The sequence below is a fragment of the Streptococcus sp. k-163 genome, from assembly GCF_013277555.1.
Lineage (GTDB): Bacteria > Bacillota > Bacilli > Lactobacillales > Streptococcaceae > Streptococcus.
Window position 1 is genome coordinate 1 of the sequence record NZ_VMND01000014.1, and the last position, 13,400, is coordinate 13,400.

General features: G+C 42.0%; 5 protein-coding genes and 2 pseudogenes. All 7 read right to left on the minus strand.

Translation table 11 applies throughout. The features are described from left to right. The coding region (locus HT731_RS05455) for a DUF1542 domain-containing protein (RefSeq protein WP_173278020.1) at positions 1 to 4,489 on the minus strand (4,489 nt) is incomplete at its 3' end. 399 nt (positions 4,490 to 4,888) lie between these two features. After that, positions 4,889 to 5,341 (minus strand): annotated as a pseudogene (locus HT731_RS05460) (hypothetical protein); the annotation flags it as partial. 10 nt (positions 5,342 to 5,351) lie between these two features. After that, positions 5,352 to 5,744, minus strand: a pseudogene (locus HT731_RS05465) (hypothetical protein); the annotation flags it as partial. A 6-nt stretch (positions 5,745 to 5,750) separates the two neighbouring features. Then, positions 5,751 to 6,689, minus strand: a complete 939-nt coding sequence (locus tag HT731_RS05470; protein WP_173278023.1) for an Rpn family recombination-promoting nuclease/putative transposase — start codon at positions 6,687 to 6,689, stop codon at positions 5,751 to 5,753. Positions 6,690 to 6,789: 100 nt separating this feature from the next. Next, the gene (locus HT731_RS05475) at positions 6,790 to 8,478 is read right to left on the minus strand and encodes an alpha-L-fucosidase (protein WP_173278025.1); all 1,689 of its coding nucleotides are present in this window, start codon (positions 8,476 to 8,478) and stop codon (positions 6,790 to 6,792) included. Between the two features lies 1 nt (position 8,479). Further along, complete coding sequence (locus tag HT731_RS05480; protein ID WP_173278027.1) at positions 8,480 to 12,268, minus strand: sugar-binding domain-containing protein; 3,789 nt, start codon at positions 12,266 to 12,268, stop codon at positions 8,480 to 8,482. A gap of 182 nt (positions 12,269 to 12,450) precedes the next feature. Further along, positions 12,451 to 13,335 carry an SPFH domain-containing protein gene (locus tag HT731_RS05485; protein ID WP_025172052.1) on the minus strand — a complete coding sequence of 295 codons (885 nt, stop codon included), beginning with the start codon at positions 13,333 to 13,335 and terminating at the stop codon, positions 12,451 to 12,453. Between the last annotated feature and the right edge of the window lie 65 nt (positions 13,336 to 13,400).

Sequence of the window (13,400 nt, forward strand, 5' to 3'; positions counted from 1 at the left end):
CGTCTGCTACACCTTTATCTTTTGCATCATTTACTGCTGTTTGAGCTGCTGCTGCTTCTTCTGGTGTTGTTGCGTTATCTGGCTGTGCATTAATAGCGTCTGTTGCTGCTTTTGCTTTCGCTTTTGCATCTTCCTTAGCTGCTGCTTTTTCTGCGTCAGTTAAGTCAGTACGCGCATCGATTGCTTTTTCTTTCTCAGCTAATTCATCTGCAACTGCTTTCTTAGCTGCTTCTTTAGCTACTGGGTTTACTTTCGCTATTTCTCCAGTTCCTGCTTCTTTAGCTGTATCTACCGCTGCGTCTGTTGTTGCTGCATCGATTGCATCTGTTGCTTTCTTAGCTTCTGCTGCTGCTTTATCTTTAGCTGCTTTCTTCTCGTCATCTGTCAAGTCTGTACGAGCGTCAATTGCATCTACTTTAGCTTTAAGAGCATCTTCAACTGCTTTCTTAGCTGCTGGTTTCTTAGCCGCTGCTGGATCTACAGCTTTAACATCTGCTACACCTTTATCTTTTGCACCATTTACTGCTGTTTGCGCTTCTGCTGCTTTTTCTGGTGTTGCTGCGTTACTTGGTTGAGCATCGATTGCATCTGTTGCTTCCTTAGCTTTATCTTGCGCATCTTTCTTAGCTGCTGCTTTTTCTTCATCAGTTAAGTCAGTACGTCCGTCGATGGCTTTTTCTTTCTCAGCTAATTCATCTGCGATTGCTTTCTTAGCTGCTTCTTTAGCTACTGGGTTTACAGCTTTAACGTCTGCTACACCTTTATCTTTTGCATCATTTACTGCTGTTTGAGCTGCTGCTGCTTCTTCTGGTGTTGTTGCGTTATCTGGCTGTGCATTAATAGCGTCTGTTGCTGCTTTTGCTTTCGCTTTTGCATCGTCCTTAGCTGCTGCTTTTTCTGCATCTGTTAAGTCAGTACGTCCGTCGATGGCTTTTTCTTTCTCAGCTAATTCATCTGCGATTGCTTTCTTAGCTGCTTCTTTAGCTACTGGGTTTACAGCTTTAACGTCTGCTACACCTTTATCTTTTGCACCATCTACTGCTGTTTGTGCTTCTGTTGCTTTTTCTGGTGTTTCTGCATTATCTGGCTGCGCGTTAATAGCGTCTGTTGCTGCTTTGGCTTTCGCTTTTGCATCGTCCTTAGCTGCTGCTTTTTCTGCGTCAGTTAAGTCAGTACGTGCATCGATTGCTTTTTCTTTATCAGCTAATTCATCCGCAACTGCTTTCTTAGCTGCTTCTTTAGCTACTGGATTTACTTTCGCAATTTCACCAGTACCAGCAGTTTTAGCTGCATCTACTGCATCGTTTGTTGTTGCAGAGTCGATAGCTTTAGTTGCTTCTGCTGCTGCCGTATTATTTTTCGCAATTGCTGCGTCTTTTTCTGCTTGTGTTAGATTTGGATTTGCTTTAATAGCGTCTTCTTTCGCTTTACGAGCTGCTTCAACATCTGCTTTTGCTGCGTCTTTTTTCGCTACTACTGGGTTATCTGCTGCAATTGCAGTTGTACCAGATTCTTTCGCTTTGTCTAATGCATCTTTTGTTGTTACATTAGCATCATTAATTGCTGTTAATGCTTTTTCTTTATCAGCATTTACTTTATCGATTGCTGCTTGTTTCTCGTCATCAGTAGCATTTGGAGTTTTATTGATGGCAGCAATTTGGGCTTCTGCTGCTTTTTCTACTGCCTCAATAGCTGGTTGTTTATCAAGAGTTACAAAGTCTGATAATGGTTTTTTATCTGTAGATCCGTCTGTGTATGTTACTACAAGTTTTCCATCAGCATCTTTTTCTACTGATTTAATCTTAGTCTTAGCATCTTCAGCATCTACAGTTTTACCTTTTTTGTCTGCAAAGTTGGCATCATCATTAGATTGAGCATACTCAATTTGTAATTTTTCTTTGATTTTTTCTAGGTCAGCTTCTGTTACGTTAGCTGGATCTGCTACAGCTACTTTTTCTGTTGGAGTCGCTATATCGTATTTAAATGTTTGATTTTTAACTAGGAAGTGAGCGTATCCTGGTTTTTGTCTCGCATTAGGATCTTTATCTAGCGCTCTATAATCAGTGTTTGAAAGTTTACCATCGTTGTCTTTAGAAACAATAAAACTTGTCCACTGTTGCCCAGCTGGTAGATTAGTTTTACCAGTCATCTTGATAGTAGCAGTTCTTTTATCTTCAGATACTGAACCTTCTCCAGTCACTGCACCATTTTCAACTTTACCTGTTGGTAATCCATAGCCTGCTGCATTATTCCCTGAAATATCTCCAGGTCCACGTAAGTAAAGATCTTTAACTTCATTTTCATCTGTACCTTTGAAAGTTAAATCAGTGTTTTCACCTGTATAAACATAGATTTGTTTATTAGCTTCATTCGAGTATGGAAGTGCTACTTTTGGAGCTACGTTTACAAAATCTGCTAATGCTTTTGTATCTTTAGAACCATCTTTATATGTTACTACAACATTATTTCCTTCTCTTTCAATTCTTTCAACACGTTCAGTTGGGTTTTCAACCTCTTTTCCTTGTTTATCAAGAAGATTTTTATCTGGGTTTGTAGCAGAGTATTGAATCTTAATACTGTCTTTAATCTGGTTAAACTCGTCTTCTGTGATATTATTAGCATTTGCTACAGTAACTTTTGTCTCTGGATCTTTAATATCATATTTTGCTGTTTGAGCTTTTAATTTGATAGTGAATGATCCTGGATCACTTGCATATGCCTGCTCTGTTGCAGTATTTTTGATATAGGCACCATCAGTATCTGTAGCCGTTGCATAGCGAGTTACAATTTTCAGCTCTCCTTCTGCTGTTTTAGGGAATGAACTTGCAGGAATTCCAGAATTGTCTTTTGAAATGTTACCTTTAATTTTTACAATAGCAGGGGTCTCAGCTGTTGCTACTGTTTCAGTTGAAATTTTTTCAACTGTTGTATTAAACTCATTATTTAAAATATTTGGATTTGATGCATCTTTAGGTGGTTGTTCTACATTTCCACCGCGGGTTATTGTTGCTGATGCTACTTTTCCACTATCATCTTTAAATTTAATAGGAAGCTCAAAGTCTTCATTAGCATATACATAAACGTCTTTTTTACCATCTACAGAGAAAGGAATTTCAACTGTTGGCGCTGCGTTTACACGTGCTACATTTGCAACTGGAGTAGTATCTACTGAATCGTCTTTATAGGTAACAGTAACTGTTCCATTTGCAACAGTGATGTCTTTCACTACTGAAGATTTATCTGCTAAAACTTCCCCTTTGTGAGACGCTAGTCGTGCATCTTGCATCGTTGCCTTATCAGAATATTGAATCTTAATTTTCTCTTTAATTTTAGCAATATCTGCTTCAGTTAAACTATCAATATTCGAAACAACAGTCTTATCAGCATTGGATTCTGGTTGTTGAATGCTGTATTTGTATGTTTGAGACTTAAGAACAATTCTGAAGTATCCATCTGCATTTGCACCACTACTATTAGTTGACATTGTAGAACCATCTTTTGCAGTTATGCGAAGATAACGGTCACCCATAGCGAAGTTTTGATCTTCCGTCTTCGTATAGTTTCTATTACCCATGATAGTATCATTAGGTTGACCTGTCATTCTTACTGTTAATGGTGTATCTGTTTCTGTGGTGATTTTATTGAAATTATATCCATATCCATCTGTTACAGTTGTATCATTTACAGTTTTGAACTTTTGATTTGATGCTTGTGTTACTTCAGCGTATGTTACTTTGTTCGTTGATGAGTTGATTTTAAATTCTACATTAGCTTCTTCTTTGTTATAAACATAGATTTCTTTTGTAGTATCATTTGAAAACTCTGCAGTGTAAGTAATGTTATCTACAGTTTTTGAAGTTTCTGTACGTAACGCATTCTCTTTATCCATCTCTTTACCGTTACGTGGGTCGTTAGAACCTGTGTTTTCGATTGAGTTAGAATCAGATTTCTTTTCTGTATTTTCTGCTTTTTTACCTACAGTTGGTTTACCTTCAGTAGTATCTACTGCTGGAGTTTCTTTTTTCTCTACAGGTTTGTTTTTTAATTTTGAGCTTACTGTAGTGACAAGTTTGCTGTAAGCTTTTTTGAGTTCAGCTTGAGTAGTTGCGTTCGCTAATGTAGCTTTTGCAGCTTCTAAGTCAGATTTTAATACTGCAACACTTTCTTCCGTTTTGTTATCGTAAGAACCGTTAGAAAGTTTTGTTTCAATTTCTGAAATGTAGCTTTCAAGTTGAGTTTTGTTCAAAGCTGGCGCTACTTCTGTCGCAGGCTTAGACTCGTCTTTTTCAGATTGTGGGCTGGCGTTTTCAGTAACCTGTTGTCCCTGAATCTCAGCCGCTTGAACTGATACAGCTCCATTACCTAAGAACATGAAAAGAGCAGCGACCGCTACACTAGCCGCTCCAAAGCTATATTTACGAATCGAATAACGCGTGACCTTTTCACGGTGCAAACGTTCAACACGACTCATAGAGTTTTTGTGTTCCATTTTTTTCTCCTTTTGGAAATTAGTTGATTTAGCTTCTACATAACAAAATTTATTACTTAAAAAGAATAAGCACTGTTCTCTTGTGTATGCAGAAACCTACACTCGTATTCTACCCTATTTTCAATATATATGCAAACTTTTTGACTTCAAATTTTTGCAAAAAAAAAAAGCGTTTTGGGAAAACAAGGAATTTTCAGACAATTTAAATTTGCATTTTTTTACGTTTAAATATATATTTAATCTCTATATTATACTGTTATATTTTTGTTCTATTTATACTTAATTGCAGAAGATGTTACATATATATAATTATAATTTGAGTAAGTTTAAAAACAAGCATTGACTATTAGCCCAAAATAAAACATGCTATCTAATTTGATAACATGTCCCCATTCTCATTTATAGTAAAGCCTCAAACTCAGCGACAGTCATGCCCAATTGCTCACTTGCAACCTCGGAAGTCAGAAGATGCTTACGAACCATATCTAGGAAGGCAAAGAGTTTCCCTCGCTCCAGTCCCTGTTCAAGACCACGCTCTAAACCTTGTTCAATACCTTCTGCACGACCACGTTCTAACCCTTTTTCTTCAGCTTGTTCCAAGGCATAGTCCTGCGCTAACAAGGCTTGTTCTTCTCGCATACGTAGTTGGCTAAACATCTTCCTGTCCTCCTCGGACCAGCTCTTGTAGTCCAGCAGTTGGTCTGCTTGACTGATAGCTCGCTCGGGTTCTTGAGTAAAGGGTTTATTACCGAAAAACTCCAACCACGGCTTACGAACCTCATCTTTGCTGGTTTCTCTGTATTTTTTTAGTTCTAAGAACGCCATCTTGACTAGATGGTTTTCCTGTCCATTAGTGCTGGTCTTACAACAGTGCCTCAAACTCAGCAACGGTCATGCCCAATTGCTGGCTAGCAACTTCAGATGTCAGTAGCTGTTGACGGACTAGATTTGCTAACATAGCGAAACTTCCTTCAGCTTTCCCACGCTCCAGTCCCTGTTCAAGACCACGCTCTAAACCTTGTTCAAGACCTTCCGCCCTAGCAGTCTCCAAGGCATAGTCCTGCGCTAACAAGGCTTGTTCTTCTCGCATACGTAGTTGGCTAAACATCTTCCTATCCTCCTCGGACCAGCTCTTGTAGTCTAGCAGTTGGTCTGCCTGGCTGATGGCTCGCTCGGGTTCTTGAGTAAAGGGTTTATTCCCGAAAAACTCCAACCACGGCTTACGAACCTTGTCTTTGCTGGTTTCTCTATATTTTAGGTCTTATTTATAATGGTCTTTCAATAGTGACTCAAACTCAGCAACCGCCATACCCAATTGTTCACTCGCAAATTCGGAAGTTAAAACATGTTGGCGTACTAAATCAATAAAGGTAAAGATTTGTCCTTCAGCTTTCCCACGCTCTAAACCTTGTTCAATACCTTCTGCACGACCACGTTCTAACCCTTTTTCTTCAGCTTGTTCCAAGGCATAGTCCTGCGCTAACAAGGCTTGTTCTTCTCGCATACGTAGTTGGCTAAACATCTTCCTGTCCTCCTCAGACCAGCTCTTGTAGTCCAGCAGTTGGTCTGCTTGACTGATGGCTCGCTCGGGTTGTTGGGTAAAGGGTTTATTCCCAAAAAACTCCAACCAGGGTTTGCGAACCTTGTCTTTGCTGGTTTCTCTGTATTTTTTTAGTTCCAAGAACGCCATCTTAACCAGATGGTTTTCTTGACCATTATTTGTGATAGTTAAAATCTCACCTGTCGTATCCTCTCGCATACTAAAACTGTGAAAAGCCAAGTCATCTTGGAAGTAGTTGCTATCCACGATAGCTATAGCATAAACTGGTGCAATGTGTTTGTAACTCTGGTGGGTATCACCTTCTCGTTGGCGAATTTTTTCTAAGTTTTGATTGACCTGACTGCAAAGGTAAGCCCACAGGCGATTGATGAAAAAATTCTGATGATGAACTTGAATTTCAATAATTACTTGCGTTCCATTATCCAACTCCGCTAAGACATCTATACTGGTATAGAAATCCTGGGCCGAGTACGGCAGGGAAGGCAAGACGTGAATGTTGCTTCCCTCCAAAATGGTTACATTTTTGGCTGGTAAATCCAACATGTCGCGAATAAATTGACAAGTGATTTCTGGATTGCTGAAAATTTTCTTAGCTACCAAATCATTGGTCGGGCTGATGCCCGGATGTCTTAAAGTCATCCATTTCCTCCTCTTATTATACCACAGTTTTAAATCTAATTTTGCTAGATTCGATGGTTCTACCTATTTATTCGGAAAGGAAATGAATTGTGAAGATATTTTATCTCGTTTCAACTAAAATATGAGCTTGATCAATCAGCTGTCCATCAACAGTCAGATTCAGATAGAAATCCAAGGTCTTATCAGCAGCAAAATACAGGGTCGGTATGGTCAAATCTTTTTTGCTTTCCCCAGCTTGAAACGCAAGGACTTGAATCTCGTCCTGATAGGCGACACCATGCACACCAGTCCCCGGTTGAATCGAAATCTTAACCTCCAAAGGAGTGTTACATTCGCTACGTTCAATCCTAAAATGAAGAGTCTCTCCCTTTGCTACAGCTAGACTTTTTTCTGCAAATGCTAGTCCCTGAACAACTTCTTGTTTTGACAAGCTAGGAGTTTTATAGAGGGAAATCTTGGTCAATACAGGCATAGATTGTGCCTCTGTAATGACCACGCGCACCTTCTGTGCCTCTACTAGCGGCCCTCGCAGGAGGCGCTTATGACCAACTGTAAAGCCCATGCCAAATTCCTGCCAGACACCATCTACCTCTACTTGCACATGAAAAGCAGCGATTCGTTGCCCTAGCTTCAAATCTTCTCTTAACTCAAGAACATCGAAAGTTTTAGGTGACCCTAAGTCGAGTTCTAAATGGATTGGCAAGTCTGCATCGCTTGCCCAAGAGCTGGTCTCAAAGCCGTCTATCAGATGGTGACAGGCAAAGTCTGCGGAGAGAGTAGGACCAGATACCGTAGCTCCCAGAGCCAAATCTTCTTTATAGAGCTCATTGCGATAAGCCGCAAATTCATACAGGCGTTCAATATCCTTTTCATCAAATAGCCCATCTTGATTCGGAGGAATATTGAGCAAGAGTGGAGTTCCCCGACCCACCGAGTGAAAGTAGATTTCGACCAACTCCTCGAGAGACTTAGGATCCTGATCCTCATGGTAGAACCAGCCTGACCGGATGGAAACATCTGCCTCTCCTATTGAAAAAATCGTACCTGAGGGATCTCCATGCTGAAGATAGTCCAGCTCTGCTTCTGTTCCTAGTTTGTCAGGATTCACCTTTTGCCATAGAGGATCACCTGCATACCCTCGTTCATTGCCAATCCAGCGGATACTGGTGCCTTCTGTTGAAAAAATTAAGCAATCTCCCTGCAGTTCACGAATGGTTTCAAACCATTTTTCAAATTCATAATTGACCTTTTGAGCGCCCTCTCCTCTGGCACCATCCATCCAGACCTCAGCAAATTTCCCTCCATTGCCATAGGCAGGATTTGATAAGATTTCCTCCAGCTGTGCCAGATAATAGGCATTATAGTCCGCTTCTCGGTCCACATGATAGAGGGGGCTGTGGGCATCCCACGGTGACAGGTAGACCCCCATATCCATATCAAACTCTGTCGCAGCTTGGGATACTTCAAGGAGCAAGTCCCCTTCTCCATTCCTCCAAGGACTGGCCTTAACCGAATAATCTGTATGAGCCGTCGGATAGAGGACAAAGCCATCGTGGTGCTTGACCACCAAAATCAACTTCTTAAAGCCCGTTTCCTTGAGCACGCGAACCCATTCACGCGCATCTAGCTGTGTTGGATTAAAGCGTTCAGGATCCTCCTGACCTGTCCCCCATTCCTGGTCATAAAAGGTATTAGGTCCAAAATGGATAAAGGCTGCTAATTCATCCTCTAAATACGCTAGTTGGGCCTGACTAGGCAAGGGGCTATGCGGTTTTACTTCTCTTACCATACTACTTCCTATCTACATTTTTCTTTACTTTTTTGGCATGTACTTGTAATTCTGTTAACGCCAGTGGGTTTACCAAATTTTCAAATCGAAGACGAAGAGCATAAGTTTCCACCTTATCAAATTCAAAACGAAGCTCTTCATCCTTGTCGCTTGAAACTTTTCGGATAGCTGATACAGGGCGCCAATTCTCCTCTTGCTTGAGCAGGGAATTCTTATCCAAATGATTTGGAGTCCGAGGCAAGGCAGGCTCATTCCCTATGTAATAATCAATATGGGTAGGATCCACCGCCACATAGTCTTGATTTTCAACATAATACAAGGTCACATTATCCACAAATCGCGGTTTTAAAATCCCTGCATCTCCAAAAAGAATGCCCACGCTGGCTTGCTCTGACTTGGTAATCCAAGTATTGGCTGTCGATTTCTTCCGAGCAATGACCTTGTCATTGAGGTAAGAGGCTGGGTGATTTGGCTCTGAGTGAGAAGCAAAGACCAGAGGCAGGTTGGACCCTGTCCACTGATTGGAAATAACTTCTCCATCTACACTGGCATCTGTCACATGAATGGTGACTGTTGCTGGCAACTCACAGCCCGCTACCTGCCCTGTGAGCACACTTTCTCCTACCTGAGCATAGATTTGAGGATCTAGTTCATCCCAAGTAACCTTGGCCGTATCTCGTCTGCCATCTGATAAGACTAGCTTGACCCGGTCTGGTAAGTGTGGAGCTTCCTTGACAAGCGTCCAAACCCTTTCAGGCTCAATAGCGGAAATCCCTTGGACACAAACCTGAGCAGAAGCCTTTAAATTCAGCCCTTCTAGCTGACCAGATACCGTAAACTCATGAAAGCTTGCCATATCTTCTTCGGAGATTGCTTCCCAAACAACCTTGACTCGTTTTGCACCACCAAACTCATAATCCACTAAGACCGAGGACGGAAGCTGTGGATAAGTCCCCTTATCTGTATACAAGCGAAGCGATCTTACAGAAACCGCCTGCCCTAGCGAGGCATTTTCTGCTACCTGCAAATGCAGTTGATAGGTCTTGCCTTGATAAAAGGCGCGAATAGCCAAGTCCCCTGCAGACAAGCAATGAAGCCCTCCCTGATTGATAATGGCGTGGGCACTACCACTCGTCTCCCAAATCACTTCACTATTCCCCACCTTATTCACAGGGTTATCCACAGTTTGTGGATAAAGTCCAATAGCTGGGGAATCTCCTTCTTGCAAACCTGCCTGCTTGTCCATTCGAATCTCAAATAAGCGCTGATTTTTCACTGGCTGGCAATCAAAAGCCTCTCCTACTAAAAGATCAAAACTTGCCGACTCTAGCCCTCTGGCACTAGCCTTTACTCTCACTTGACCTACCTGCTCCAAGCTCTGAACTAAGAGGACACCTCTGCCATGAAAGGCTTTCCGCTTAAACCGACCACTTTTCTGGGCTTGGTAACGTTCACGACTGGCCTGTCTGCCGTTATCCACACCTACAATGCGAGCAGGACCCTCAATTTTAAAATGAATCTGATTGGAAGCACTCGGCACCCAATTTCCAGCTTGGTCCAATACATCAAAATAAAGATAGAGGAGGTCTTGCCCATCTGGCTCCAGTTTTGTCTTCTCGGCATGTAACCCGATTTTGGCTGGCTTACCTGCAGTCACTGCCGTATCTTCTGCCACAATCTGACCTTGATGGTCATAGGCCACAGCACGCAATTCTCCCGGTTGATAAGCCAAACGCCATTCGAGATAGAGTTGGTCAAAACCTTCTCCCTCTTGGTATTTTCTACCATCTGAAGTCCATTTTTCCTGAAAAGTCTTCCTGCCTTGGGATTTTCCATTGAGAAATAGCTCTACTGAACCAGCATTTGAATACACTCGAACAGGGATATCCCCATACTTATCCACAACTTGTTGATAACTCTTGTGGATTTCCCAATTCCAGTGGGGCAGGATATGAACCATGGGATACTGATCTAGGTCCAACCACTGACTTTGATAGAGATAATAGTCATTTTTGGGAATTCCTGCCGTGTCCACTATTCCAAAATAGGAACTATTGACAGGCGTGTCATTTTGATTGTGCCAAGGAGTCGGCTCACCAATATAGTCCACTCCTGTCCAAATAAACTGACCTGCATAGTCTAGCCGATTTCTATCTGCTATCCAAGAAGCCGTCGCTGTCTTCCCCCAAGGAACTCGATCATTGCCATAGTCTGACTGTTCAAAATTCCGCACGCGACGATTATCCCCAACCCATTCCTTACCTGGGCGAAAATAGCTGTCACGCGTCCTTGTAGCCGATGAGGTTTCAGATCCGTAAAGTCGCCACTTGGGATGTCTTTTGCGAATCCCATCAATATTGTCTTCTGAGTAATTCAAGCCCACCACATCCAGCAAATCAGCAATCTTTTCATGACCTCCAGACCCATCTCCGAAGCGGAATTGATCCATTCCCATGGTCACAAAACGGCTATCATCAACTTCCTTAACCCTTTCTAGCAAGCGTTTGATCGTCTTCAATGAATGAGCATCTCCATTTGCTTCGCTGACTTCATTTCCCAAGGACCACATAAAGATGGCTGGATTGTTCTTGCCACGCTCAATCATGGTGCGCAAATCGTAATCCGACCAAAAATCGCCTACCTTCGCTTCTGGATGAGTCGCTTCTTCCTCAAAAAAGCGACCATAGTCATATTCTTTCTTGCCTCCATACCAGGTATCAAAGGCTTCTTCTTGGATGAGTAGCCCCATTTTGGCAGCCACATCCAGCAAAATACTACTGGCTGGATTATGCGTGATTCGAATAGCATTGACGCCCATTTCCTTCATCTGGCGCAATCGTCTCTCAGCAGCTGACCTGTTTTCCACAGCTCCCAGCGCTCCATAGTCATGGTGCAAACAAACCCCATGAATCTTCAACCAGCGACCATTTAGAAAGAAGCCCTTATCCGCTTGCCAATCCATATAATGGTAACCAAAAGTCTCCTCTTCTTCATCGACCAAAATGCCATTTTTGTAAAGGCGAGTCTTCAATTGGTAAAGGTGAGGATGATCAATATCCCAAAGCAAAGGTTGGAAAATTGATATGGCTTGTTGGAAAGAATATTTATCCCCAGACTCAATCACTAGAGAGTCTGTTGCCTGCCAGTCTGAAACCTGTTGTCCATCATACCAGATACTCTGCTCCAAATACACCGACACGGACTGAGGCCCGTCATTTGAAACCTTGCTTTCAAGCTGAGTTTCCACCCATACATCTCTTTGTTCTTTGAGCTTGGGACTTCCTATCCTAATCCCATATAAATCCAGATGCACCGAATCTGTAATCAATAATTTTACTTCTCGGTAAATACCGCTACCAGAGTACCAACGACTGCTAGGTTGCTGATTTTCCACAAAAACCGCAAGCTGGTTGGCCGTCCCATCATTTCTTAGATAAGGGGTGATATCATAAGAAAAGGGTGTGTAACCATTGGGATAATAGCCCAGCGCTTGCCCATTGATATAGACTTGAGCATTCATGTAAACTCCGTCAAAGCACAAACGCACCGATACAAGACTGGCATCTTCTTCCAAGTAAAACTGTGTCTGATACCAGGCTTGACCACCATTTAACTGACCACCCTCATTTTGCGCTGGCGAATACTGGTCAAAATCATTGTAAATACTCCAGTCATGTGGCACTTGAATAGCCTGCCAATTTTCCCTATGAAAATCCGGCGCCAAGGCCTCTTCTTTCCCCACCTCTTGGCTAAAAAACCAGTGATTTCGTAAAACTTCTTCTCTTCTCATACAAACATTCCTCTTTAAACGAATCAATATACTTGACTATAGCACAAAACAAAAGCGCTTTCAAGACTTCCTCCGTCACTCCCTAAATCCTCAGAAAAGATTCTATAATTTGTGGAGGAGAATTTAGTCCTCACAGCTACAAGGGTAATACAAAAAGAACCTGACTCCAGGCTCTTTTTATATTATTTCTTCTCAGCACGTAGGGCTGACAAGATTTGTGTACGGATATCATCAACACCATTTGGCGTATTTGGTAAAAAGATGGTTTGATTGCCTTTTGCAGCAAAAGTGTTCAAGGTATCCAAATACTGGTTGGTCAAGAGGATGGACATGATTTGTTCTTCTGTCATGCCAACATTGGCTTCCTTGAGTTCGGTGATAGACTCTGCCAATCCATCCACAATCGCCTTACGCTGTTGGGCAATCCCCACACCATGAAGGCGGTCTTTTTCTGCTTCGGCTTCAGCTGCAGTGACGATTTTAATCTTATCGGCTTCCGCTAATTCTTGCGCTGCGACCCGCTTACGTTGCGCCGCATTGATTTCATTCATGGATTGCTTGACTTCTGCATCTGGCTCAACCTTTGTAATCAAGGTTTTCACGATAATATAACCGTAAGTAGTCATTTCTTCTGCTACTTGGTGTTGAACTTCAAGAGCAATCTCGTCTTTTTTCTCAAACAATTCATCCAAGGTTAATTTGGGAACAGAAGAGCGAAGGGCGTCTTCGATATAAGATTTAATCTGAGATTCTGGACGCATGAGTTTATAGTAGGCATCTGTCACACTCTGCTCATTGACACGGTACTGAGTCGCCACATTCATCATAACGAACACATTGTCCTTGGTCTTAGTCTCAACCACAATATCGCTTTGCAACAAGCGCAACTGAATCCGCGCTGCAATCGAGTCAATCCCAAAAGGCAAGCGAATGTGAATACCGCTATTGGCAACCTTTTGGTATTTCCCAAAGCGTTCAATAATCGCCACCGATTGCTGACGAACCACATAAACTGTACTCAGTGTGACTATCACCAATAGGAGCACACAAACCACCACAAAAATCATCAAAAATGTTGCCATTATCGTGACCTCCATTATTATTTTTTCCTGTATTATAGCACATTTAAAGA

Bases quoted from the DNA above. Each gene is read 5' to 3' on its own strand.
- HT731_RS05470 (WP_173278023.1), bottom strand. From the start codon at position 6,689: ATGACTTTAAGACATCCGGGCATCAGCCCGACCAATGATTTGGTAGCT.
- HT731_RS05475 (WP_173278025.1), bottom strand. From the start codon at position 8,478: ATGGTAAGAGAAGTAAAACCGCATAGCCCCTTGCCTAGTCAGGCCCAA.
- HT731_RS05480 (WP_173278027.1), bottom strand. From the start codon at position 12,268: ATGAGAAGAGAAGAAGTTTTACGAAATCACTGGTTTTTTAGCCAAGAG.
- HT731_RS05485 (WP_025172052.1), bottom strand. From the start codon at position 13,335: ATGATTTTTGTGGTGGTTTGTGTGCTCCTATTGGTGATAGTCACACTG.